Annotated in this window: 40 protein-coding genes; 1 reads left to right on the forward strand and 39 read right to left on the reverse strand. The window is 40.2% G+C overall.

What is annotated here, in order from left to right:
- Window positions 1-775: site-specific integrase (locus N784_RS12685; RefSeq protein ID WP_036835513.1), on the forward strand; the 775-nt coding region annotated here is incomplete at its 5' end.
- Between the two features lie 68 nt (window positions 776-843).
- Here N784_RS12685 and rpsI read toward each other — a convergent pair.
- The 39 genes from rpsI to fusA form a co-directional block, all read right to left on the reverse strand.
- Entirely contained in the window at window positions 844-1,236 is a 393-nt protein-coding gene (rpsI, locus tag N784_RS12690; RefSeq protein ID WP_036835515.1) for a 30S ribosomal protein S9, read from the reverse strand.
- 19 nt (window positions 1,237-1,255) lie between these two features.
- A complete protein-coding gene (gene rplM, locus N784_RS12695) occupies window positions 1,256-1,693 on the reverse strand; it encodes a 50S ribosomal protein L13 (protein WP_036835517.1) in 438 nt (145 codons plus the stop codon).
- 161 nt (window positions 1,694-1,854) lie between these two features.
- Window positions 1,855-2,598 (reverse strand): tRNA pseudouridine(38-40) synthase TruA, encoded by a 744-nt coding sequence (gene truA, locus N784_RS12700; RefSeq protein WP_036835519.1) that lies wholly within the window; start codon window positions 2,596-2,598, stop codon window positions 1,855-1,857.
- A 13-nt stretch (window positions 2,599-2,611) separates the two neighbouring features.
- The gene (locus N784_RS12705) at window positions 2,612-3,409 is read right to left on the reverse strand and encodes an energy-coupling factor transporter transmembrane component T family protein (protein ID WP_036835521.1); all 798 of its coding nucleotides are present in this window, start codon (window positions 3,407-3,409) and stop codon (window positions 2,612-2,614) included.
- Window positions 3,402-4,274: an energy-coupling factor ABC transporter ATP-binding protein gene (locus tag N784_RS12710; protein WP_036835523.1), complete on the reverse strand. Its 873-nt coding sequence runs from the start codon at window positions 4,272-4,274 to the stop codon at window positions 3,402-3,404. Before N784_RS12710 ends, N784_RS12705 begins: the two co-directional genes overlap by 8 nt.
- Window positions 4,250-5,089 (reverse strand): energy-coupling factor ABC transporter ATP-binding protein, encoded by an 840-nt coding sequence (locus tag N784_RS12715; protein ID WP_036835525.1) that lies wholly within the window; start codon window positions 5,087-5,089, stop codon window positions 4,250-4,252. Before N784_RS12715 ends, N784_RS12710 begins: the two co-directional genes overlap by 25 nt.
- A 209-nt stretch (window positions 5,090-5,298) precedes the next feature.
- Entirely contained in the window at window positions 5,299-5,655 is a 357-nt protein-coding gene (rplQ, locus tag N784_RS12720) for a 50S ribosomal protein L17 (protein WP_036835527.1), read from the reverse strand.
- Window positions 5,656-5,697: 42 nt separating this feature from the next.
- On the reverse strand, window positions 5,698-6,642 hold the full coding sequence (locus N784_RS12725) for a DNA-directed RNA polymerase subunit alpha (RefSeq protein ID WP_036835529.1): 945 nt from the start codon (window positions 6,640-6,642) through the stop codon (window positions 5,698-5,700).
- Between the two features lie 182 nt (window positions 6,643-6,824).
- Window positions 6,825-7,214: a 30S ribosomal protein S11 gene (gene rpsK / locus N784_RS12730; RefSeq protein WP_036835531.1), complete on the reverse strand. Its 390-nt coding sequence runs from the start codon at window positions 7,212-7,214 to the stop codon at window positions 6,825-6,827.
- A gap of 23 nt (window positions 7,215-7,237) precedes the next feature.
- A complete protein-coding gene (gene rpsM / locus N784_RS12735) occupies window positions 7,238-7,603 on the reverse strand; it encodes a 30S ribosomal protein S13 (protein ID WP_036835534.1) in 366 nt (121 codons plus the stop codon).
- A 23-nt stretch (window positions 7,604-7,626) separates the two neighbouring features.
- Complete coding sequence (rpmJ, locus tag N784_RS12740) at window positions 7,627-7,740, reverse strand: 50S ribosomal protein L36 (protein ID WP_036819759.1); 114 nt, start codon at window positions 7,738-7,740, stop codon at window positions 7,627-7,629.
- Between the two features lie 33 nt (window positions 7,741-7,773).
- Window positions 7,774-7,992, reverse strand: a complete 219-nt coding sequence (gene infA, locus N784_RS12745; RefSeq protein WP_036835536.1) for a translation initiation factor IF-1 — start codon at window positions 7,990-7,992, stop codon at window positions 7,774-7,776.
- On the reverse strand, window positions 7,970-8,305 hold the full coding sequence (locus tag N784_RS12750; RefSeq protein WP_036835538.1) for a KOW domain-containing RNA-binding protein: 336 nt from the start codon (window positions 8,303-8,305) through the stop codon (window positions 7,970-7,972). The genes infA and N784_RS12750 overlap by 23 nt, the downstream gene beginning before the upstream one ends.
- 16 nt (window positions 8,306-8,321) lie before the next feature.
- On the reverse strand, window positions 8,322-9,068 hold the full coding sequence (gene map / locus N784_RS12755) for a type I methionyl aminopeptidase (RefSeq protein ID WP_036835540.1): 747 nt from the start codon (window positions 9,066-9,068) through the stop codon (window positions 8,322-8,324).
- Window positions 9,068-9,718: an adenylate kinase gene (locus tag N784_RS12760; protein ID WP_036835542.1), complete on the reverse strand. Its 651-nt coding sequence runs from the start codon at window positions 9,716-9,718 to the stop codon at window positions 9,068-9,070. The genes map and N784_RS12760 overlap by 1 nt, the downstream gene beginning before the upstream one ends.
- A 34-nt stretch (window positions 9,719-9,752) precedes the next feature.
- Window positions 9,753-11,045 carry a preprotein translocase subunit SecY gene (secY, locus tag N784_RS12765; protein WP_036835543.1) on the reverse strand — a complete coding sequence of 431 codons (1,293 nt, stop codon included), beginning with the start codon at window positions 11,043-11,045 and terminating at the stop codon, window positions 9,753-9,755.
- The gene (gene rplO / locus N784_RS12770) at window positions 11,045-11,485 is read right to left on the reverse strand and encodes a 50S ribosomal protein L15 (RefSeq protein ID WP_036835545.1); all 441 of its coding nucleotides are present in this window, start codon (window positions 11,483-11,485) and stop codon (window positions 11,045-11,047) included. Before rplO ends, secY begins: the two co-directional genes overlap by 1 nt.
- A 35-nt stretch (window positions 11,486-11,520) precedes the next feature.
- Entirely contained in the window at window positions 11,521-11,703 is a 183-nt protein-coding gene (gene rpmD, locus N784_RS12775; RefSeq protein ID WP_036835547.1) for a 50S ribosomal protein L30, read from the reverse strand.
- A gap of 13 nt (window positions 11,704-11,716) precedes the next feature.
- Window positions 11,717-12,220, reverse strand: coding sequence for a 30S ribosomal protein S5 (rpsE, locus tag N784_RS12780; RefSeq protein WP_036835549.1), 504 nt, complete (start codon window positions 12,218-12,220; stop codon window positions 11,717-11,719).
- A 20-nt stretch (window positions 12,221-12,240) separates the two neighbouring features.
- Window positions 12,241-12,603, reverse strand: a complete 363-nt coding sequence (gene rplR / locus N784_RS12785; RefSeq protein ID WP_036835550.1) for a 50S ribosomal protein L18 — start codon at window positions 12,601-12,603, stop codon at window positions 12,241-12,243.
- A 32-nt stretch (window positions 12,604-12,635) separates the two neighbouring features.
- Window positions 12,636-13,172: a 50S ribosomal protein L6 gene (gene rplF / locus N784_RS12790; protein WP_036835552.1), complete on the reverse strand. Its 537-nt coding sequence runs from the start codon at window positions 13,170-13,172 to the stop codon at window positions 12,636-12,638.
- 32 nt (window positions 13,173-13,204) lie between these two features.
- On the reverse strand, window positions 13,205-13,603 hold the full coding sequence (gene rpsH, locus N784_RS12795; RefSeq protein WP_036835554.1) for a 30S ribosomal protein S8: 399 nt from the start codon (window positions 13,601-13,603) through the stop codon (window positions 13,205-13,207).
- 29 nt (window positions 13,604-13,632) lie between these two features.
- A complete protein-coding gene (locus tag N784_RS12800) occupies window positions 13,633-13,818 on the reverse strand; it encodes a type Z 30S ribosomal protein S14 (RefSeq protein WP_036835557.1) in 186 nt (61 codons plus the stop codon).
- Between the two features lie 29 nt (window positions 13,819-13,847).
- Window positions 13,848-14,387 carry a 50S ribosomal protein L5 gene (rplE, locus tag N784_RS12805; RefSeq protein ID WP_036835559.1) on the reverse strand — a complete coding sequence of 180 codons (540 nt, stop codon included), beginning with the start codon at window positions 14,385-14,387 and terminating at the stop codon, window positions 13,848-13,850.
- Window positions 14,388-14,413: 26 nt separating this feature from the next.
- Window positions 14,414-14,725, reverse strand: a complete 312-nt coding sequence (rplX, locus tag N784_RS12810; RefSeq protein WP_036835561.1) for a 50S ribosomal protein L24 — start codon at window positions 14,723-14,725, stop codon at window positions 14,414-14,416.
- Between the two features lie 35 nt (window positions 14,726-14,760).
- Entirely contained in the window at window positions 14,761-15,129 is a 369-nt protein-coding gene (rplN, locus tag N784_RS12815; RefSeq protein WP_036835563.1) for a 50S ribosomal protein L14, read from the reverse strand.
- 45 nt (window positions 15,130-15,174) lie between these two features.
- On the reverse strand, window positions 15,175-15,441 hold the full coding sequence (rpsQ, locus tag N784_RS12820; protein WP_036835565.1) for a 30S ribosomal protein S17: 267 nt from the start codon (window positions 15,439-15,441) through the stop codon (window positions 15,175-15,177).
- A gap of 27 nt (window positions 15,442-15,468) precedes the next feature.
- Window positions 15,469-15,666, reverse strand: coding sequence for a 50S ribosomal protein L29 (rpmC, locus tag N784_RS12825; RefSeq protein WP_036835567.1), 198 nt, complete (start codon window positions 15,664-15,666; stop codon window positions 15,469-15,471).
- Window positions 15,656-16,090, reverse strand: coding sequence for a 50S ribosomal protein L16 (gene rplP, locus N784_RS12830; protein ID WP_036835569.1), 435 nt, complete (start codon window positions 16,088-16,090; stop codon window positions 15,656-15,658). Before rplP ends, rpmC begins: the two co-directional genes overlap by 11 nt.
- Window positions 16,091-16,108: 18 nt before the next feature.
- Complete coding sequence (rpsC, locus tag N784_RS12835; RefSeq protein ID WP_036835570.1) at window positions 16,109-16,747, reverse strand: 30S ribosomal protein S3; 639 nt, start codon at window positions 16,745-16,747, stop codon at window positions 16,109-16,111.
- A gap of 3 nt (window positions 16,748-16,750) precedes the next feature.
- The gene (gene rplV / locus N784_RS12840; RefSeq protein WP_036835572.1) at window positions 16,751-17,092 is read right to left on the reverse strand and encodes a 50S ribosomal protein L22; all 342 of its coding nucleotides are present in this window, start codon (window positions 17,090-17,092) and stop codon (window positions 16,751-16,753) included.
- A gap of 18 nt (window positions 17,093-17,110) precedes the next feature.
- Window positions 17,111-17,389, reverse strand: coding sequence for a 30S ribosomal protein S19 (gene rpsS, locus N784_RS12845; RefSeq protein ID WP_036835574.1), 279 nt, complete (start codon window positions 17,387-17,389; stop codon window positions 17,111-17,113).
- 54 nt (window positions 17,390-17,443) lie between these two features.
- Complete coding sequence (gene rplB / locus N784_RS12850) at window positions 17,444-18,274, reverse strand: 50S ribosomal protein L2 (RefSeq protein ID WP_036835576.1); 831 nt, start codon at window positions 18,272-18,274, stop codon at window positions 17,444-17,446.
- Between the two features lie 34 nt (window positions 18,275-18,308).
- Window positions 18,309-18,599 (reverse strand): 50S ribosomal protein L23, encoded by a 291-nt coding sequence (rplW, locus tag N784_RS12855; RefSeq protein ID WP_036835578.1) that lies wholly within the window; start codon window positions 18,597-18,599, stop codon window positions 18,309-18,311.
- Entirely contained in the window at window positions 18,599-19,219 is a 621-nt protein-coding gene (gene rplD, locus N784_RS12860) for a 50S ribosomal protein L4 (protein ID WP_036835580.1), read from the reverse strand. The genes rplW and rplD overlap by 1 nt, the downstream gene beginning before the upstream one ends.
- 25 nt (window positions 19,220-19,244) lie before the next feature.
- Window positions 19,245-19,874: a 50S ribosomal protein L3 gene (gene rplC / locus N784_RS12865; protein ID WP_036835583.1), complete on the reverse strand. Its 630-nt coding sequence runs from the start codon at window positions 19,872-19,874 to the stop codon at window positions 19,245-19,247.
- A 29-nt stretch (window positions 19,875-19,903) separates the two neighbouring features.
- A complete protein-coding gene (rpsJ, locus tag N784_RS12870; RefSeq protein ID WP_036835584.1) occupies window positions 19,904-20,212 on the reverse strand; it encodes a 30S ribosomal protein S10 in 309 nt (102 codons plus the stop codon).
- Between the two features lie 312 nt (window positions 20,213-20,524).
- On the reverse strand, window positions 20,525-21,715 hold the full coding sequence (gene tuf / locus N784_RS12875) for an elongation factor Tu (protein WP_036835585.1): 1,191 nt from the start codon (window positions 21,713-21,715) through the stop codon (window positions 20,525-20,527).
- Window positions 21,716-21,846: 131 nt separating this feature from the next.
- Window positions 21,847-23,925, reverse strand: coding sequence for an elongation factor G (gene fusA / locus N784_RS12880; RefSeq protein WP_036835587.1), 2,079 nt, complete (start codon window positions 23,923-23,925; stop codon window positions 21,847-21,849).
- Window positions 23,926-23,957 lie beyond the last annotated feature (32 nt).

Consider the following 23,957-nt stretch of genomic DNA (forward strand, 5'->3'; position numbering starts at 1 on the left):
GAGTCAACCCCAAGTTACGGTGATGAACCAATTAAAAGATTTAAATGATATTGTCGTTCAAAAGAAAATTGATGAATATGCGAAAACACATTCACGAAAAACAACACATGAAGTGCTTCTAAAAATAAAAACATCCTTATGTGATGCATATGCTCGTGGTTATATTACAAACGATTTTGCTCGTTTAGTGAAAACACGTGGAGAAAACCCACCTAAACGAAACAAAGCTTTATCTATTACAGATTTTAAAAAGCTTCGCAATTACGTTTTACAGCATCCAGAAGATGAATTCAACGTACTTGTATTACTAGCATTAGAAACAGGTATGAGACGTGGAGAACTACTAGCAATACGTCCAGAGAGTCTTTATGAATACGGAATAGAAGTTAGACATTCCATCAGTCCTACTTCTAACGATACTTCCTTAAAGACACAAAATGCAAAACGTGATGTTTCTATAAATAAAGAAGTGTATGAGCTTATTCGTAGGATTCCTTTTAAAGAGAATGGTTATATTTTTAGTTTTGGGGGATTTAAACAATCTGAACAGTTGACTGAACTACTAGTGAAACTAAACATTAAAAAAACAACGTTTCATGGTTTGAGAGATACTCACGCATCATTTTTATTTGCTCAAGACATTGATATTGCATATGTATCAAAACGATTAGGACATATAAATATACAAACGACACAAAGTTATTATCTGGAATTAATGCCAGAAAAAAAGCACCAGCAAGATGCCGATGCTTTAAATCTGTTAAATGCTTTATAAGATTAACGTTAATTTGCACCAACTTGCACCAAAAAACCTTTGCAAACGTTGGTATATCAACAACCCTATTAACGTTTTGAGAACTGTGGTGCACGACGTGCTTTTTTAAGACCTGGCTTCTTACGCTCTTTCTTACGAGAGTCACGAGTTAAGAAACCTGCACGTTTAAGAGATGTGCGGTATTCTGGATCTGCTTGTAATAATGCACGTGCTACACCGTGACGAATTGCACCAGCTTGACCAGTGAATCCTCCACCATCTACGTTTACATGAACGTCATAGTTACCTTCTGTTTCAGTAAGAACTAAAGGTTGCTTTGTAATCACACGTAGCGTTTCATACGGGAAATAATCTTCTGCGTCACGTTTGTTAATCACGATACGACCTGTACCTGGAACTAAACGTACACGAGCAGTTGATGTCTTACGACGACCGGTACCAATGTATTGTACTTGTGCCACTATTCTTTACCTCCTTTAATTATCCACGAAGCTCTAATGCTTCTGGTTTTTGTGCTTGATGTTTGTGCTCAGAACCTGCATATACGTAAAGCTTCTTGCCCATTTTACGTCCAAGGCTTCCGCTTGGTAGCATTCCTTTAACTGCAGTTTCAATCATTTCACGTGGGTACTTTGTACGCATATCGTTAGCTGTACGAACTCGTAATCCACCTGGGTGTCCAGAGTGGTTATAGTACTTTTTGTCTGCCATTTTGTTACCAGTTAATTCGATTTTCTCTGCATTGATAATAATTACGTTATCACCAGTGTCAACATGTGGTGTGTAAGTTGGCTTGTGCTTACCACGAAGAACAGATGCCACTTCACTAGCTAGACGACCAAGAGTTTGACCTTCAGCGTCCACCACATACCATTTACGTTCAATGTTATTTTCATTTGCCATAAAAGTTGAGCGCATGGTTTTTTCCCTCCTATTTTCGATTATTCGAACGTTTATTTTATTTTCAACATAATTAGTTTCCGGGGCTAATCATGGTTTAGAAATAAAATGCCATAGATTATATTATAATAGTTAGACACCAAATGTCAAGTCGAATGTTACACCTGGATACGTTGTTTTTATTCATATGTTACTTCCCATAAAAATAAACCGTGAGCAGGTGCCGTTGCCCCGGACTTATTACGATCTTTCGCTTCAAGTATTTGTTTTATATAGATAGGAGGATACTTTCCTTTTCCTATGTTTAATAAAGTCCCTACTAAAATACGAACCATATTGTACAAGAAACCATTTCCTTTAAAGACAAATTCAATCGTGTCTCCATTTTTCGTGCAAGTAGCTTCTGTCACCGTTCGCACTTTGTCCCCTTTAAGCGTTGTTTTCATCGAACAGAAAGATGTAAAGTCATGTGTCCCTTTAATGTATGCACAAGCTTGCTCCATGGCGTCTATATTTAAAGTGTGCGGGACATGGTGCACATATTGACGATTAAATATATCTGGATCTTGACGATTTAACACAAAATAACGGTATTCTTTACTTTTCGAATGATGCTGGGAATGAAAAGTAGCGTCCACCTTTTGGACATGATGCACGAGAATATCAGATGGCAATAATGTTTGCATCGCTCGTTTCCATTCCTTCTCCTTCAATGTAAGAGGGGAATCGAAATGAATCACTTGCCCCATGGCATGTACACCTGCATCGGTTCGCCCTGAAGCTATAATACGGATAGACGCTCCTTTGTGAATCTTCAGCAACGCTTTCTCAATTTTTTCTTGTATCGTTACACTATTCGGCTGTATTTGAAAGCCTGAATAGTTCGTTCCATCATAGTGGATGATGCAACTTATTCGTTCCATAACAACATCGCCTCTAATTTCTAGTAATAAATACGCCGATTAAGACGAAGGCAAACACGCATAAAGTGACGTAATCTTTTTTCTCTAGCTTCAATTCACGTAATTTCGTCCGACCTTCGCCCCCTTGATATCCCCGCGCCTCCATTGCCATCGCCAGTTCCTCAGCCCGTTTAAAAGCGCTAACGAATAACGGGACGAGCAATGGTACTATCGCTTGGATTCGCTCTTTCAACGGTCCTGTGCGGAAATCGACTCCTCTAGATGCCTGTGCTTTCGAAATCTTCTCCGCTTCTTGCATTAACGTTGGGATAAACCTAAGTGATATAGACATCATCAATGCTAATTCATGTACAGGGAAGCGTACTTTCTTTAGCACATGAAGCATATCTTCCACTGCATCTGTAATAGCTATCGGTGTTGTCGTTAACGTGAGCAACGAAGTGACGAGAATAAGTAAGAAGAAGCGCAATGATATCGACACACCTTGAACAAGTGCTCCTGAATATATCGGATACGAAAATAGTTCAAATACAACTTCACCCTCTTTTGTCATAAAAACGTGCAATAAGAAAGTGAAAATAATGATAAACCATATCGGCTTTAAGCCTTTCGCAATATAACTAAACGGTATCTTTGTCATGAATACAGCACCTAAAGAGAATACCGTTAACAGTCCATAGCTCAGCATAGAGTTCGCAAAGAATACAATGATAACAAAGAAAAAAATGACAGATATTTTTGTTCGTGGATCTAAATGATGGACAACAGAATCACCAGGAACATATTGGCCAATAACCATAGAATTATTCATGCGTCGCCCTCCCTTTTAACTGATGAGCGACCATTTCAGCGAGTTCCTCTAACGTCTGCTTTTTGTAATCTATTGTAATTCCGTACTCTTTTTCTAGCGTAGACGACAAGCTAATGATTTCCGGCACTTCTAATCCTACTTTATTCAAAGCTTGCGGTTGCAGAAATATCTCTAATGGTGTTCCTTCCTTATACAGCTCTCCTTGATCCATCACGATGATGTAATCAGCATATGCAAGAGCATCCTCCATACTATGTGTTACTAACACGGTTGTTAGTTGCTTCTCTTGATGAAGGTTGTAGAACATGTCCATAATTTCTTGCTGTCCTTTTGGATCAAGTCCAGCAGTTGGTTCATCTAACACTAACACTCTTGGTTCCATTGCTAATACGCCAGCAATCGCTACACGCCGCATCTGTCCTCCACTTAAATCAAATGGAGATCGCTCTAACATATCTGATTGTATCCCTACCGCATCAATAGCAGCATAAATACGTCTTTCAATCTCTTCTTGCCTTACCTCAAAGTTCGCCGGACCAAAAGCAATATCCTTTTTGATGGTTTCCTCAAAAAGCTGATGCTCTGGATATTGAAACACAACACCAACTTGTTCTCGTAATGATTTCAAGTCTTTATTCTTTTCCCCTGCTTGAAGCACATAGGGACCAATTCGCGCTACTCCACTCGTTGGTGTTAATAACCCATTGAGATGTTGAATAAGGGTGGACTTACCACTTCCGGTATGCCCGATAACAGCAACAAACGATTGTGAGGGAATAGTGAACGTTAATTGATGTAGTGCTCGATGCTCAAAAGGTGTACCTGGTTGATATATATAACTTACATTGTCGAATGATATTTCCATAGTGCATCTACCAATTCCTTCTGGTTTATAGGTTCTGGCTCAAGCTCCATCCCATATCGCTTTAATTCATGAGCAAACTGCGTCACAAGCGGTACTCCTAGCCCTATCTCATCCAATTGACGTTGCTTAGCAAATACTTCTCTTGGCGTCCCTTCGTACCATACTTCACCTTTATTCATCACAATAACTCTGTCTGCATACGTGACCTCATTTAAATCATGCGTTATCGTAACAATCGATACATCCCGCTGTTCACGAAGTTGATGTACAGTCTTCATTATTTCTTTCCTACCTATAGGGTCTAACATAGCTGTTGCTTCATCTAATATAATCATCTCTGGTGCAATAGCTAACACACTGGCAATCGCTATACGCTGTTTTTGACCTCCTGATAGACGATGTGGCTCGTGATGAATATAATCAATCATTCCAACAGCATTTAAACTAGCTTTAATCCTTCGTTTCATTTCCTCGCGAGGTATGCCGTGATTTTCTAACCCGAAGGCGACATCATCCATAACCGTAGTCCCGACAAATTGATTGTCTGGATTTTGAAACACCATTCCTATTTTCTTGCGTATATCCCAAATGGTTTCATCTTGTAGTTCCATCTGGTCAACAGAAATCGTTCCTTCTTGAGGAAATAATAACCCATTCATTAATTTCGCAATAGTCGATTTCCCTGATCCATTATGACCAATAATAGCTACCCATTCATTTCTATTTACCGATATATTTAAACCGTTAAATATCCACGGTTGTTCTTCCTGATAACGAAAGGATACATCTTTGAAAGTCACGAAGCTCTTCTCCATCTCAGCCCTCCTCAGCTCTTCTCTATTCCTACATACATAGGAAATCTCTTTTCTTACATACTAATCGATAATACGACAAAATAAAAGGACAAATAAGCTCATAATTGCCCCTTCTTCTATGTTATAGGACTTCCTTTCTTAGCCCATATAAAAAAGGGCCTGGATGAACCTCAAGAGAGATTTCGTCCTGCCCTTTATTACGCAGTAAATTATACCAATTCGATAATTACTGTTTTTGCACCGTCACCTTTACGTGGACCAACTTTCATGATGCGAGTGTAACCGCCTTGACGCTCCTCATAACGTGGAGCGATCTCAGAAAATAGCTTCTGAACTGCAGTTTGGTCACTGTCTTCACCTTTAGCATTGTATAAAAATGCTTCTGCTTGACGACGAGCATGTAAATCTCCTCGTTTACCTAGCGTAATCATTTTATCTACAACAGAACGTAGCTCTTTCGCTTTTGCTTCTGTCGTTTCAATACGTTCATGAACAATTAGGTCAGTGGCAAGGTTGCGTAGCATTGCCATACGTACATCTGTTGTACGACCTAGTTTTCTAGCCATGTCAGTTCCCTCCTTTGCTGCAATATCTCTAATTTAAATATATTAATCGTCTTTTCGTAAGCCTAAGCCAAGCTCATCAAGCTTATGCTTCACTTCTTCAAGAGATTTACGGCCAAGGTTACGAACCTTCATCATGTCTTCTTCAGACTTCTGAGCAAGCTCTTGAACCGTATTGATACCAGCGCGCTTGAGGCAGTTGTATGAACGAACAGATAAATCAAGCTCTTCGATGGTCATTTCAAGAACCTTTTCTTTCTGGTCCTCCTCTTTTTCCACCATGATCTCGGCATTACGCGCTTCATCTGTAAGCCCAACAAAAATATTTAGGTGTTCCATGTAAACTTTAGCACCTAAAGATACTGCTTCTTCTGGTCGAATGCTTCCGTCAGTCCATACGTCTAACGTAAGCTTATCAAAATTTGTAACCTGACCAACACGTGTCTTCTCTACTTGGTAGGTAACACGTGAAATCGGTGTGAAGATGGAATCAACTGGGATGACGCCGATTGGGCTATCATCACGTTTATTCGCCTCAGCCGGACGATACCCGCGTCCTTTTTCGGCAGTAATACGCATACGCATACTAGCATTAGATTGCAACGTCGCAATATGAAGATCAGGGTTAAGAATTTCAACATCGCTATCATGCGTGATGTCTGCTGCCGTAACTGTTCCTTCTCCCTGAACATCAATTTCCAAAGTCTTTGTTTCTTCAGAATAAATCTTCATTGCAAGCTTCTTAAGATTAATGATGATAGTTGTAACATCTTCTACAACACCATCGATTGTAGAAAACTCATGTAATACACCATCAATTTCAACTGATGTTACAGCTGCGCCAGGAAGTGAGGATAATAGGATACGACGCAAGGAGTTACCAAGTGTAGTACCATACCCACGTTCAAGCGGTTCGACGACGATCTTTCCAAACGTAGCATCATCGCTGATCTCAACCGTTTCAATTTTTGGCTTTTCAATTTCGATCATTAAATATAACCCTCCTTCAAAACGTCGAAACCTCGGCTAGACGATGTGTCTAACCGAAATTCCCCAGGTAGGCAGTCCCCGAATTATGCACTTTTTACCCTTTATGCTTATTGTCTTATCGATGCTGTTTAATAGCTATCATAACCCATTATAGACAGGGTGACAAATTCTATACAAGCAAATTATACGCGACGACGTTTTGGTGGGCGGCAACCATTGTGAGGTACTGGCGTAACGTCACGAATGGCTGTAACTTCTAGACCAGCAGCTTGAAGGGAACGAATTGCCGCTTCACGACCTGCACCAGGGCCTTTAACCGTTACTTCTAGAGTTTTCATACCATGTTCTTGTGAAGATTTAGCTGCTGCTTCCGCTGCCATTTGTGCTGCGTAAGGAGTAGATTTACGAGATCCTTTGAAACCTAAAGCACCAGCACTGCTCCAGCTAATCAAGTTACCTTGAACATCCGTAATAGATACGATTGTATTGTTAAATGTAGAACGGATATGTGCAACACCAGATTCTATATTCTTTTTAACACGTTTTTTACGTGTGTTTGTTTTACGTGCCATAGAGTTAGCTTACCCCCTTTACATTATTTTTTCTTGTTTGAGATTGTACGACGTGGACCTTTACGTGTACGAGAGTTGTTCTTCGTTTTCTGTCCACGTAATGGAAGACCACGACGATGACGTAATCCACGGTAAGAACCAATTTCAATTAGACGTTTAATGTCAAGGGACACTTCACGACGAAGATCACCTTCAACATTATATGCCTCAATAGCTTTACGGATTTTACCTAATTCATCTTCAGTCAAGTCACGAACACGTGTATCTTCAGAAACTCCAGCCTCAGCTAATACTTTCTTAGCTGTGGAATGACCAATACCGTATACATACGTTAATGATATGACAACACGTTTGTCACGTGGAATATCAACACCAGCAATACGTGCCATGTAGTACAGCACCTCCTTCTGTATTATCCTTGTTTTTGTTTATGTTTAGGGTTATCACAAATAACCATAACTTTACCTTTACGACGGACAACTTTGCATTTTTCGCAAATTGGTTTTACAGATGCTCTTACCTTCATCATCCATACCTCCTTTTAGACGGAGTATCTTCGCTATTTATAGCGATAGGTAATACGTCCTCTTGTTAAATCATAAGGAGAAAGTTCAACCGTCACTTTATCCCCAGGCAAAATACGAATGAAGTTCATACGAATTTTACCAGAAACATGGGCTAGCACAGTATGACCGTTCTCTAACTCCACTTTAAACATTGCATTTGGCAATGTGTCAATAACGGTACCTTCTACTTCAATTACATCTTCTTTCGCCATCGAGTTGATCCTCCTTCTTCAAATCAGTCACTTCTTCATTTACAAATTTTGATAAGGCAAAACGCAGCTTGCCATTCGTTACGCGACCAGTTTCTAGAAGGCTGTTTTGGACTTCTGGAGAGATATAATCCATGAATTCAATATGTTGAACGTTCTTTTTCTTAGGACGATCATATTTTCTTTTCTCTCCATCAGCAAGCAATACAAAGCGTTCATCTAATATAGATATAACAATCATATATTGCTCTACTTCTCGACCCTGTAAGACACGAACAACTTGACCTATTCGCGGACTCGACTCCGATTCGTTCAACAACGATCACCTTCACTTAGGCTTTAGTTAAAATCTCATAACCATTTTCTGTTATAGCAATAGTATGCTCAAAATGGGCACACATTTTACCATCTTCTGTTACAACAGTCCAATTGTCTTCAAGTGTACGCACGTAACGTTCACCGGCATTGACCATTGGTTCGATAGCTAATACCATACCAGGTTTCAACCTCGGACCTTTATTAGGAGGACCGAAATGAGGAATTTGTGGATCTTCGTGCAAGTCTTGACCTACACCATGGCCAACATACTCCCTAACAATGGAAAAGCCTTTTGGCTCGACAAATGATTGAATTGCATGGGAGATGTTAGATAAACGAACGTTAGGCTTTGCCTCATTTAATCCTTGGAATAAACTTTCTTCCGTTACATCTAACAATTCCTGCGTCTTCTCATCAATTTCACCAACAGGATACGTCCAAGCAGAATCTCCATGATACCCTTTGTATTTCGCCCCAATGTCGATGGATATGATGTCCCCTTCATTAAGTACGCGATCACTAGGAATACCATGTACTAGTTCATCATTAACGGAAGCACATATACTACCACGGAACCCATTATAACCTTTAAACGATGGAATTGCATCCATACTAGTAATGAATTTTTCAGCAATATCATCAAGTTGCTTAGTCGTTACACCTGGCTTGATATGCTGCTTTAATTCTTGATGCGTTAACGCAACGATTTTACCTGCGTGACGCATGATGTCGATTTCTCGTGGAGCTTTTGTAATAATCATTACGCTAAGCCTCCAAGCTTACGATCAATATCAGAGAAGACTTGATCAATTTCTTGGTCTCCGTTAATAGAAACTAGATAGCCCTTATCTTTATAGAAGTCAAGAAGAGGCATCGTTTTTTCTAAGCTAACTTCCAAACGTTTGCGGACAGTAGCAGGCTTATCATCATCACGCTGAATTAGCTCTGCTCCATCATGATTACACTTTCCTTCTTCTTTAGGAGGATTGTATTGAACATGATAGGTTGCACCACAAGTTGGACAAACACGACGGCCTGTTAAGCGTTCAACGAGTTGTTCCGTATCAACGTCGATGGAAAGTACATAATCCAAAGTAGTACCTAGATCTGATAATATTGTTTCTAACGCTTCTGCTTGAGTTGTAGTTCTTGGAAAACCGTCAAGCAAAAAGCCATTCTTACAATCATTTTTGTCAAGGCGCTCACGAACTATACCTATCGTTACTTCATCCGGTACAAGTTCCCCAGCATCCATATAGGACTTTGCCTCTTTACCTAGTTGTGTTCCTTCTTTGATTGCAGAACGGAACATATCTCCTGTTGAGATATGAGGGATTTCATACTTCTCTACAATTTTTTCCGCCTGAGTGCCTTTACCAGCACCTGGAGGACCCATTAAGATTAAGTTCAAACTGTTCCCCTCGCTCTCATTGGTTCATACATATTTATTTAATAAAGCCTTTATAATGACGCTTCACGAGCTGGCTTTCTAATTGTTTCATAGTCTCTAAAGCTACACCTACTACAATGAGTAAACTTGTTCCACCAATTTGAACACTTTGCGGTAGACCTGCAAGCCCACCAAGTATAATTGGCAAAATAGAAATTACAGCAAGGAAGATCGAACCTACAAACGTCAATCGGTATAATACTCGAGTTAAATACGTTTCGGTATTCTTTCCTGGACGAATTCCCGGAATATATCCACCTTGTTTCTGCAAGTTCTCCGCCATTTGTTCAGGGTTTACTTGAACAAATGTGTAGAAATAAGTGAAAGCAATTATTAAAGCTACATAGATAATCATACCAGGCCAGTTTTGATAATCAAAAATGTACTGGATCCATCCGGCAATCTCACTGTCACCGAAGAAGCTCGCTACAGTTCTAGGAGCAATAATAAATGAAATTGCAAAGATAACAGGAATAACCCCTGCAGCATTTACTTTAATAGGCAAGTGGGTAGAATGACCACCTACTGGAGAACGATTTACTAAACGCTTCGCATATTGAATCGGTATTTTACGTAATGCTTGTTGAATAAAGATTACCCCAACGATAATAGCTAATACAACAAGTGCGATACCAACTAGAATTACGATGTTAATAAATAATTGCTCACCAGCACCTACAATATATTGTTCATACAATTGATTAATGCCACCTGGAATACCAGCTGCTATACCTGCAAAAATCAGTATAGAAATCCCGTTCCCTACACCATGTGCGGTAATTTGTTCACCTAACCACATTAAAAAAGCTGTTCCACTTGTTAATACCAACGCGATAATCAATAACTTACCAACGCTTGGATCTGCAATCAATTGGCCTTGTGTTAAGGCGTTAAAGCCGATCGACATACCAATTGCTTGAATAAAAGCTAGAACAATTGTAGCATAGCGAGTAAACTGAGCTAACTTACGACGGCCATCCTCACCTTGCTTCTTCCATTCTGCAAATTTCGGTACGACATCCATCTGCAACAACTGCATAATGATGGAGGCCGTAATGTAAGGCATAATCCCCATCGCAAAAATAGAGAATTGCTGTAATGCTCCGCCACCAAATGTATTTAGGAAACCAAAGACATTATTTGCATTCATAAAGTCAATGGCTTCTTTATTAGAAAATGGGACTGGAATGAATGTTCCAAGACGAAACACAAAAAGCATTGCAAGAGTGAAGAAGATTTTACGTCGTATATCACTCACGCGCATAAAATTGGAGATTGTCTGAAACATTAAATCACCTCAGTTTGACCGCCTGCCGCTTCTATAGCTTCTTTTGCGGATGCAGAGAATTTATGAGCTTTTACAGTAAATTTCTTTTCTACGGATCCTTTACCAAGAACTTTAATTCCTGATTTAAGCTTGCTTACCACGCCTGTTTCTAATAGAAGTTCAGGTGTGATTTCTGTACCTTCTTCAAAACGGTTTAATGTTTCAAGATTTACAACAGCAAATTCTTTGCGGTGAATGTTCGTGAATCCACGTTTCGGTAAGCGTTGGAATAAAGGCATTTGTCCACCTTCAAATCCTGGACGTACACCGCCACCTGAGCGAGCATTTTGTCCTTTATGACCACGTCCAGACGTTTTACCGTTACCAGTAGCCATTCCACGACCTACACGGTTACGTTTTCTACGAGTACCTTCTGCTGACTTCAATTCATGTAGTTTCATTAGAGCACCTCCTCTTTTATGCTTTTACGTTAAATTTAAGCCTCTTTAACCGATACTAAGTGAGATACTTTGTTCGCCATTCCGCGAATTGCCGGAGTATCTTCATGTACAACGGTTTGACGTATTTTATTTAGACCAAGAGCCTTCACTGTAGCGCGTTGATCTTGTGGTCTACCAATTACACTGCGAGTGAGGGTGATTTCTAATTTTTTAGACATGCTGTTTCCCTCCTTATCCTAACAGTTCTTCTACAGACTTTCCACGAAGTTTCGCTACATCCTCTGCACGCTTAAGTTCGTCAAGTCCGTTAATTGTTGCACGTACCATATTAATTGGTGTGTTTGAACCTAAAGATTTAGATAGAATGTCACCAATTCCTGCAAGTTCTAGCACCGCACGAACAGGGCCACCTGCGATAACTCCAGTACCTTCCATAGCTGGTTTCAACAAAATGTTACCAGCGCCGAAACGTCCGATGATTTCGTGTGGAATTGTTGTACCGACAGTTGGTACTTCAATTAGATTTTTCTTCGCATCTTCAATAGCTTTGCGAATTGCTTCAGGTACCTCTAATGCTTTACCAGTACCAAAGCCTACATGACCATTTTTATCTCCTACTACAACCAATGCAGCAAAACGGAAACGACGTCCACCTTTTACAACCTTTGCTACACGATTCACAGTAACAACGCGTTCTTCAAGATCTAATTTACTTGGATCAACGATTGTACGCATATATGTCCCTCCTTTTACTATTAAAATTCTAGACCGGCTTCACGAGCAGCATCCGCAAGTGCTTTTACACGTCCGTGATATAAATATCCTCCACGATCAAAAACAATCTCTTTAAAGCCTTTATCTTGTGCACGCTTAGCAACAAGTTCTCCTACCTTTGTAGCAGCCTCAACGTTGCCAGTTGTATCTAAATTAAACTCATTATCAACTGTAGAAGCACTAGCCACTGTTACACCATTCACATCATCGATAAGTTGTGCGTAGATGTGTTTGTTTGAACGATAAACGTTAAGACGTGGACGTTCCGGAGTACCAGCAATTTTCTTACGTACGCGTGAATGTCTTTTCTTACGTACTGCATTCTTATCAGCTTTTGTGATCATCTAGGTCACTCCTTTCTGTTCCCTATAGAACCTTATTTAGCAGTTTTACCTTCTTTACGACGTACGTGTTCACCTTCATAACGAATACCTTTTCCTTTGTAAGGCTCAGGTGGACGAATCGCACGAATGTTAGCAGCAACTGCACCAACTAGTTCTTTATCGATACCTTTAACTGTAATCTTCGTTTGAGATGGTACTTCAATTTCAATACCTTCAGGCTTTTCTACCTCAACTGGGTGAGAGTATCCAGCATTCACGATTACTTTATCACCTTGTTTAACAGCACGATAACCAACACCTTGAATTTCTAAGCTTTTTTCGTAGCCTTTAGAAACACCTTCAACCATGTTACCGATTAACGTACGTGTTGTACCGTGTAAAGAGCGATGTTCTTTGTTATCACTTGGGCGCTCAACAGTTAGAACATTCTCTTCTACTTTAATTTTCATATCAGGGTGGAATGTACGAGTTAATTCACCTTTAGGTCCTTTAACTGTTACTTCGTTTCCCTGCATTTTAAATTCAACATTTTCCGGGATGTGTAACTCTTTTAATCCTACGCGAGACATTCAATGCACCTCCTGACTTTTAAAAACTTGAATTACCAAACGTAAGCTACAACTTCGCCACCAATAGCTTGTTGACGAGCTTCTTTATCTGTTAGTACACCTTTAGATGTAGATAATACAGCAATACCTAGACCGTTTAATACACGAGGAATTTCATCTGCTTTCGCGTATACACGTAAACCTGGCTTACTAATACGTTTAATACCAGAGATAACGCGCTCTTCGTTAGCACCGTATTTAAGGAAAATACGTAGAATTCCTTGTTTATTATCTTCTACAAATTCGTAATCACGTACGAAACCTTCGCGCTTAAGGATGTCTGCAATTTCTTTTTTAAGAGTTGAAGCAGGAACCTCAAGCTTCTCATGGCGTACCATGTTTGCATTACGAATGCGAGTTAACATATCTGCAATTGGATCTGTCATGACCATTTGTGTTTACCTCCTTCCCTATTAGGGGATTACCAGCTTGCTTTTTTGACTCCAGGAATTTGACCTTTATATGCAAGTTCACGGAAACATATACGGCAAAGTTTAAAATCACGTAGTACTGAGTGCGGACGTCCGCAACGCTCACAACGAGTGTATTCACGCACTTTAAACTTTTGAGGTCTTTGTTGTTTCACGATCATTGATTTTTTAGCCACTATTTTCCCTCCTTTTAAAGCTTAAGTGCTTATTTTTGGAAAGGCATACCGAATTGAGTTAGTAATTCACGTGCTTCTTCGTCATTATTAGCTGTTGTAACAATAACGATATCCATTCCACGTACTTTGCTCACCTTATCATAATCAATTTCTGGGAAAATCAATTGTTCTTTTACTCCAAGTGTGTAGTTCCCACGACCGTCAAAGGCCTTTTTGGAAATACCACGGAAGTCACGAACACGTGGTAAAGAAACATGAATTAGCTTTTGTAAAAACTCATACATGCGCTCTCCACGAAGGGTTACTTTCGCACCGATTGGCATCCCTTCACGTAAACGGAATCCCGCAATTGATTTCTTTGCTTTTGTGATAAGTGGTTTTTGACCAGAGAGTAAAGTTAACTCCTCAACTGCGTTATCTAATGCCTTTGCGTTTTGTACAGCATCACCAACACCCATATTGATGATGATTTTTTCTACTTTTGGTACTTCCATTACGGAATCGTATTCGAATTTATTTTTTAAAGATGGAACAATTTCCTCTTGATATTGTTTCTTAAGTTCGTTCATCAAGTAGCCCTCCTTTCATCGCTATTTTATTTATCTAACGCCTCACCAGATTTTTTAGCGATACGAACCTTTTTACCGTCTCTTACTTCGTGTCCAACACGAGTAGGCTCACCGGATTTAGGATCGATTGGCATTACGTTTGATACATGGATTGGTGCTTCCTGGCTAAGGATACCGCCTTGAGGGTTATCTTGTGATGGTTTCGCATGTTTTTTAACAACATTTACACCTTCAACAAGAACACGCTCTTTTTTCGGATAAGCTTCAAGGATCGTACCTTGCTTACCTTTATCTTTACCAGTGATCACCATTACTTTGTCACCTTTTTTTACGTGCATGTAAATGGCACCTCCTTACAAGGCAATAATCTAGACTATAGTACTTCTGGAGCTAGAGATACGATCTTCATGAATTTACGATCACGTAATTCACGAGCAACTGGTCCGAAGATACGAGTACCGCGAGGACCTTTATCGTCTTTAATAATAACTGCTGCATTTTCGTCAAAACGGATATAAGAACCATCTTTACGGCGAACACCAGACTTCGTACGAACGATAACAGCACGCACTACATCTTTCTTTTTGACAACGCCACCTGGTGTTGCTTGTTGTACTGAACAAACGACTACATCACCAATATTAGCTGTCTTACGGCCAGAACCACCTAGAACTTTAATCGTTTTTACTTCACGAGCACCAGAGTTATCTGCAACTTTTAAAATGCTTTCTTGTTGAATCATACACGTGTTACCTCCCTTCGGCAATCATTCCGAACGATATCTCTTTTAAATAATTACGGATTCTTCAACGATTTCTACTAAACGGAAACGTTTTTGAGCTGAAAGTGGACGAGTTTCCATAATCTTTACTACGTCGCCAACTTTAGCTGCATTGTTCTCATCATGTGTTTTAAACTTCTTAGAGTATTTAACACGCTTGCCATAAAGCTGATGAAATTTATATGTTTCAACTAGTACTGTGATCGTCTTATCCATTTTATCAGATACTACACGACCAACATATACTTTACGATTGTTGCGCTCTTCAGCCATCGAGGTGAACCTCCTCTCAGTTATCTATTATTTAACGCTCTGCTCGCGCTCACGAACAACAGTTTTCATACGCGCAATGGACTTGCGTACTTCACGAATACGTGCTGTATTCTCAAGTTGACCTGTTGCAAGTTGGAAGCGTAAGTTAAAAAGCTCTTCTTTAAGAGACTTAACTTTTTGTTCAATTTCGGCAGTGGTTAATTCTCTGATTTCATTAGCCTTCATTGATTTCACCACCAATTTCTTCACGTTTTACAAACTTTGTTTTAACAGGTAGTTTGTGAGAAGCAAGACGCAACGCTTCACGTGCAACTTCTTCTGATACACCAGAAACTTCAAACAATACTTTACCAGTTTTCACGTTTGCTACCCAGCCTTCAGGAGCACCTTTACCGGAACCCATGCGCACTTCTAGTGGTTTAGAAGTAAAAGGCTTGTCGGGGAAGATTTTAATCCATACTTTACCGCCACGTTTCATGTAACGAGTCATTGCAATACGAGCTGCCTCGATTTGACGGCTTGTGATACGAGCTGATCCAACAGCTTGTAGTCCGAATTCACCGAAAGCTACAGATGTACCACCTTTTGCTTTACCTGCTAAGCTTTCGCGATGTTGTTTACGATATTTAACACGTTTTGGCATTAACATAATGCTTATCCCCCTTCCTTACTTCTTTTTTGATGGAAGGACTTCTCCACGATAGATCCACACTTTAACACCTAACTTACCATAAGTTGTGTCTGCTTCTGCAGTACCGTAATCGATGTCTGCACGAAGTGTGTGTAGTGGCACAGTACCTTCACTGTAGTATTCAGAACGAGCAATGTCTGCTCCGCCTAAACGACCAGAAACCATTGTTTTAATACCTTTAGCTCCTGAACGCATAGCACGTTGAATCGTTTGTTTCTGTGCACGACGGAAAGAAACACGATTCTCTAATTGTTTAGCAATACTTTCAGCAACTAGTGTTGCATCAAGATCTGGCTTTTTAATTTCAACAATGTTGATGTGAACGCGCTTGCCAGTAAGCTGGTTTAAAGATTTACGAAGTGCTTCGACTTCAGAACCACCTTTACCAATAACCATACCTGGCTTAGCAGTGTGAATGGATACGTTAACGCGGTTCGCAGCACGTTCGATTTCAATCTTAGAAACTGATGCGTCTACTAGACGATTTTCAAGATATTCACGAACTTTAATGTCTTCATGTAGCAAATCTGCATAGTCTTTACCTGCGTACCATTTAGATTCCCAGTCGCGAATAATTCCAACTCGCAAACCTATCGGATTAACTTTTTGACCCACTTCTTATCCCTCCTTCTTTTCTGATACAACTAGTGTGATATGACTTGTGCGCTTGTTAATTTGGCTAGCGCGGCCCATAGCACGTGGACGGAAGCGTTTCAATGTAGCACCTTCGTTTACATACGCTTCAGAAACCACTAAGTTATCAGGGTCCATTTCATAATTGTGCTCAGCATTTGCAATAGCAGAATTTAATACTTTTTCTACAATTGGAGAAGCTGCGCGTTGTGTGTGACGTAAAGTCGCAATTGCTTCGCCAACATTTTTTCCTCGAATTAAATCAATTACTAAACGAGCTTTACGAGGAGCAATACGAACTGATTTCGCAACGGCTTTGGCTTGCATCTTGTGTGCCTCCTCTCATTAGCGTTTTGTTTTCTTATCATCAGCACCATGGCCTCTATACGTACGAGTCGGTGCGAATTCACCAAGTTTATGGCCTACCATGTCTTCTGTTACATACACAGGTACGTGTTTGCGACCATCGTAAACAGCGATTGTGTGTCCAACAAAATTAGGGAAAATTGTAGAACGACGAGACCAAGTTTTAATCACCTGTTTTTTGTTATCAGCATCAAGTGCTTCTACTTTTTTCATCAAGTGATCATCGACAAAAGGTCCTTTTTTAAGACTGCGTCCCATTTGTAAACCTCCCTCCGTAAATGACAGTCAGCTTTGTTGCTAACTGTCTATTAATTATTTTTTACGACCACGAATGATATGTTTATCGGATCCTTTGTTACGTTTACGTGTTTTCTTACCAAGTGTAGGTTTACCCCATGGAGACATTGGAGATGGACGTCCGATTGGAGCGCGACCTTCACCACCACCGTGTGGGTGATCTACTGGGTTCATAACAGAACCACGAACTGTCGGGCGGATACCTTTCCAACGAGAACGACCTGCTTTACCTACAGTAATAAGTTCATGCTCTAAGTTACCTACTTGACCTACTGTAGCGCGGCAAGTGCTTAGAATTAGACGAACTTCACCAGAAGCTAAACGTACTAAAGTATATTTACCTTCACGACCAAGGATTTGAGCTGATGCTCCAGCAGAGCGAGCTATTTGTCCTCCGTTACCAGGTTTCAACTCAATGTTGTGTACTGTTGTACCAACTGGAATGTTAACTAGTGGTAGGGCATTACCTACTTTAATATCTGCATCTGCTCCTGAAACAACTTTCGTGTCAACTGTAAGACCTTTTGGAGCAAGAATATAACGCTTTTCACCATCAGCATAGTGAATTAATGCGATGTTAGCGGAACGGTTTGGATCGTATTCGATTGTGGCAACGCGTCCTGGTATACCATCTTTGTTACGTTTGAAATCGATTATACGATATTGACGCTTGTGACCTCCGCCTTGATGACGAACTGTTAGACGACCTTGGTTATTACGTCCACCTTTTTTGTGAAGTGGCGCTAACAAGGATTTTTCCGGTTGATCTGTTGTGATTTCTGCAAAATCAGAACCAGACATGAAACGGCGTCCATTAGATGTTGGTTTAAACTTTTTAATCGCCATCTGTTTTTCCCTCCTTTATTATTAATTTTTATTTTTAGGCACCTTCAAAGAAATCAAGTTCTTTGCTATCTTCAGATAACTGTACAATAGCTTTCTTCGTGTCTGGACGGTAACCTCCATAACGACCCATACGTTTGAATTTACCTTTGTTGTTCATTGTGTTGACTTTATCAACTTTCACGTCAAAAATAGCTTCAACCGCATCTTTGATTTCTGTTTTATTAGAATCAGTGTTCACTTCGAACGTGTACTTCTTCTCAGCCATTAACTCAGCAGATTGTTCTGTGATAACGGGGCGCTTAATAATATCACGTGGATCTTTCATTATGCAAGCACCTCCCCTGCTTTTTCAGCTGCATCTTTTGTTAAGATAAGCTTGTCATGCGTTAACAAGTCTAAAACATTAACTTGTTCTAATGTTACAGATTTCACGCCTGGAATATTGTTTGAAGAACGAACAACATTATCGTCATGGTCTGCTGTAACGATTAAAGCTTTCTCTACACTAAGACCGTTCAATAGCATCACGATGTCTTTTGTTTTTGGAGCTTCTAAAGTTAAGTTCTCAAGAACAAACAAATCGTTATCTACAGCTTTCTGAGAAAGTGCAGATTTAAGAGCTAAACGACGAACTTTCTTAGGTAATTTGTAGCTGTAACTACGTGGTGTTGGTCCAAATACAGTACCACCACCAACCCATTGTGGGGAACGTGTAGAACCTTGACGCGCACGTCCAGTTCCTTTTTGACGCCATGGCTTGCGTCCTCCGCCACTCACTTCAGAACGGTTTTTTACAGCATGAGTGCCTTGACGTAGTGAAGCGCGTTGCATCAATACTGTCTCATTCATTACATGTACATTTGGTTCAATACCAAATACGGAATCACTTAGTTCGATATCTCCTACTTGAGATCCGCTTTGGTTATAAAGTGTTACTTTAGGCATGACTTATCCTCCTTTCGTATAGTTATTATTCAGCCGCACTTGCGCCTGTAATTTGTACGTAAGATTTTTTTGGACCTGGAACATTACCTTTAACAAGTAATAGGTTACGTTCTTCGTCCACTTTAACGATTTCTAGGTTTTGCAAAGTAACTGTTTTTCCACCCATGCGACCTGGTAGCTTTTTACCTTTAAATACGTGCATGGAGTTAATGTCACCCATTGTACCTGGACGACGGTGGTAACGAGAACCGTGACTCATAGGGCCTCTTGATTGGTTGTGACGCTTAATAGCCCCCTGAAATCCTTTACCTTTTGATGTACCCGTTACGTTTACAACATCTCCAGCTGCAAATGTATTTACAGTAACCTCTTGACCAACTTCATAGTCTTCAAGGTTAACTTCACGGAATTCACGAACGAAGCGCTTAGGAGCTGTGTTCGCTTTTTCAGCGTGACCTTTCGCTGGTTTGTTAGCTAATTTTTCACGTTTTTCAGCAAAACCTAATTGAATCGCTTCATATCCGTCGTTCTCTTCTGTTTTCTTTTGTAGAACAACATTCGGTTCTGCTTGAATAACAGTTACTGGGGTCAACTCGCCACTTTCATTGAAAAGCTGAGTCATACCAATTTTACGACCTAAGATTCCTTTCGCCATCCGTTACACCTCCTATTTAATAACTTTTATTATAGTTTAATTTCAATATCCACACCGGATGGTAAATCTAAACGCATTAGTGAATCAACCGTCTGTGGTGTTGGATTAACAATGTCGATTAGACGCTTATGCGTACGCATTTCAAACTGCTCACGAGAATCTTTATATTTATGAGTTGCACGTAGAACAGTATAGATAGAACGTTCTGTCGGAAGCGGGATTGGACCAGATACGTTAGCACCTGAACGCTTCGCAGTATCAACGATCTTCTCCGCAGATTGATCAAGAATTCTATGATCATATGCTTTTAAACGAATACGAATTTTCTCTTTTGCCATTTTTGTCCCTCCTTTGTTCGCCCATTTTATAATAGACATTCTCCGCGAAAATTTAACCTGACATCCTGCCATGGCAAAGGGGCCGGGTGTGTCAGCAACCTTTCGCTTCATCGCCTTTATGACCAACATTACTCATTATAAAGAAATATCGGCCTATATGCAAGTGTAAATTCAAATTTTATGAATGAATTTAACTTAAACTATTATACATAGCTTTATTCAATTGTGCAAGTGTATATATTCTCGTTCATCTCGCATTTTACTAACTAATATAAAAAGCAGCGAACCAAGGTCCACTGCTTGTTTATATTATTATTCAATAATTTTAGATACAACGCCAGCGCCTACTGTACGTCCGCCTTCACGAATAGAGAACTTAGTTCCGTCTTCGATAGCGATTTTAGAGATAAGTTCAACTTCCATTTCAACGTTATCTCCTGGCATTACCATCTCAACTCCTTCAGGAAGTTGAATTACACCAGTTACATCCGTAGTACGGAAGTAGAACTGTGGACGGTAGTTGTTGAAGAATGGAGTATGACGTCCACCTTCTTCTTTAGAAAGTACATAAACTTCTGCTTTGTACTTTCTGTGTGGAGTGATAGTTCCTGGTGCAGCTAGCACTTGACCGCGGTTGATGTCTTCACGGTTAACACCACGAAGTAACGCACCAATGTTGTCACCAGCTTCAGCATAGTCAAGAAGCTTACGGAACATTTCTACACCAGTAACTGTAGTTTTAGAAGACTCTTCAGCCATACCGATAACTTCAACTTCGTCACCGACTTTGATAGTACCACGTTCAACACGTCCAGTTGCTACTGTACCACGACCAGTGATAGAGAATACGTCCTCAACTGGCATCATGAATGGCTTGTCGTTTTCACGCTCAGGAGTTGGGATATATGCGTCAACTTCATCCATTAGTTCATAGATTTTGTTAACATACTCTTCTTCTCCTTCAAGAGCTTTAAGAGCAGAACCTGCAACTACTGGAAGGTCATCACCAGGGAAGTCATACTCAGTTAGTAGGTCGCGTACTTCCATTTCAACAAGCTCAAGTAGTTCTTCATCGTCTACCATGTCAACTTTGTTAAGGAATACTACGATTGCAGGAACACCAACCTGACGAGAAAGTAGGATGTGCTCACGAGTTTGTGGCATTGGACCATCAGCTGCAGATACAACTAGGATCGCACCATCCATTTGTGCCGCACCAGTGATCATGTTCTTAACGTAGTCAGCGTGACCTGGGCAGTCAACGTGTGCATAGTGACGAGTTTCAGTTTCGTACTCTACGTGGGAAGTAGCGATTGTAATTCCACGCTCACGCTCTTCTGGAGCACCATCGATTTGGTCGTACGCCATTGCTTCACCAGAACCTGAACGAGTGTGTAAGCAAGTTGTGATTGCAGCAGTTAAAGTTGTTTTACCATGGTCAACGTGTCCAATAGTCCCGATGTTAACGTGGGACTTGGAACGGTCAAATTTTTCTTTAGCCATTGAAACGTCCTCCTTTAATTATGGAAACTTAATATAATTTAGATTTATTTATGTGTGACATAGAATCGATATACACGTATCGATTCTATGCTCATACTACAATTTATACTTGAAGCTAGTCAAAAAATCAATTATTCACCAGCATTTTTCTTAATGATTTCTTCGGAAACGCTCTTAGGTACTTCTTCATAATGAGAGAAGTGCATAGAATACGTTCCGCGACCTTGTGTGTTAGAACGTAGGCTAGTTGCATAACCGAACATTTCAGAAAGTGGTACATATGCTTTTACAAGCTGTGCTGAACCACGAGTGTCCATTCCATCAACACGTCCACGGCGGGATGTTACATCACCCATGATATCGCCCATGTACTCTTCTGGAATTACGATTTCTACTTTCATCATTGGTTCAAGAAGAACTGGCTTACATTTGTTTTTCGCAGCTTTAAGCGCCATTGATGCAGCTACTTTATATGCCATTTCACTTGAGTCAACATCGTGATATGATCCGTCAAACAGTGTTGCTTTAATGTCGATTAATGGATAACCGGCAACAACACCGTTTTCCATCGCCTCTTCTACACCTTGTTGTACAGATGCGATGTATTCACGAGGAATTACACCACCAACAACTTTGTTTTCGAATTCAAAGCCAGCGCCTTCTTCGTTTGGTGAGAACTTAATCCAAACGTGACCATATTGTCCACGACCACCAGACTGGCGTACGAATTTACCTTCAACATCAGCAGTTTCACGGAACGTTTCACGGTAAGCAACCTGAGGGTTACCAATATTCGCTTCTACTTTGAACTCTACTTTCATACGATCAACGATAACGTCAAGGTGTAATTCACCCATACCAGAAATGATCGTTTGACCAGTTTCTACGTTCGTTTCCGTTTTGAAAGTTGGATCTTCCTCAGCAAGTTTCGTTAGGGCAATTCCCATTTTGTCTTGATCTGCTTTAGATTTAGGCTCAATAGCAACAGAAATTACTGGCTCAGGGAATTCCATAGATTCAAGAATAACAAGATTCTTTTCATCACATAACGTATCACCTGTAGCAGTATCCTTTAAACCAACACCTGCTGCGATATCACCAGCAAACACTTCAGAGATCTCTTCACGAGAGTTCGCGTGCATTTGTAGAATACGACCAATACGCTCACGCTTATCTTTCGTAGAGTTCTTCACGTATGAACCAGATGATAGAACACCTGAATATACGCGGAAGAATGTTAGTTTTCCAACGTAAGGATCCGTCATAACCTTAAAGGCAAGTGCAGAGAATGGTTCTTTATCGTCCGCTTTACGAACAACCTCTTCTTCTGTACGTGGAACGAAACCTTCAATTGGAGGAATATCAATTGGTGAAGGTAAATAATCGATTACCGCATCAATTAATAATGGTACACCTTTGTTCTTGAATGCAGAACCACAAAGTACTGGGTAAAATTCTACATTTAAAGTAGCTTTACGAATAGCTGTTACTAGCTCTTCATTCGTAATTTCTTCCCCTTCAAGGTACTTCATCATTAGTTCTTCATCTGTTTCGGCAACACCTTCGATAAGGTTACCGCGGTATTCTTCTGCTTGTGCTTTGTATTCTTCTGGAATCTCGCGCATTTCAGCTTTCTCACCAAGGTCGTCTACATAATAGACAGCTTGCATGCTGATTAAATCAATAATTCCTTCGAATTGGTCTTCAGCACCAATTGGTAACTGTACAGGATGAGCATTAGCACCTAAGCGATCTCTTAGAGTACCAACCGCATACAAGAAGTCCGCACCCGTTTTGTCCATTTTGTTAACAAATACAATACGGGGAACACCATATGTTGTTGCTTGACGCCATACAGTTTCTGTTTGTGGTTCAACACCAGATTGAGCGTCTAATACAGCAACAGCACCATCTAGTACACGAAGAGAACGTTCAACCTCAACTGTGAAATCTACGTGTCCTGGTGTATCAATGATGTTAATTCTATGACCTTTCCACTGAGCAGTTGTAGCAGCGGATGTAATAGTGATTCCACGCTCTTGCTCTTGGGTCATCCAGTCCATTTGGGCAGCACCTTCGTGTGTTTCTCCCAATTTATGAATACGTCCTGTGTAAAAAAGGATACGCTCGGTAGCAGTTGTCTTACCAGCATCAATGTGTGCCATGATACCAATATTACGCGTGTTTTCCAAGGAGAACTCTCTTGGCATGAATCTTTCTCCTTCCTATTAGGTGGTATAGT

Source organism: Pontibacillus litoralis JSM 072002, from assembly GCF_000775615.1.
In the GTDB taxonomy this organism is placed as follows: Bacteria; Bacillota; Bacilli; order Bacillales; family BH030062; genus Pontibacillus; species Pontibacillus litoralis.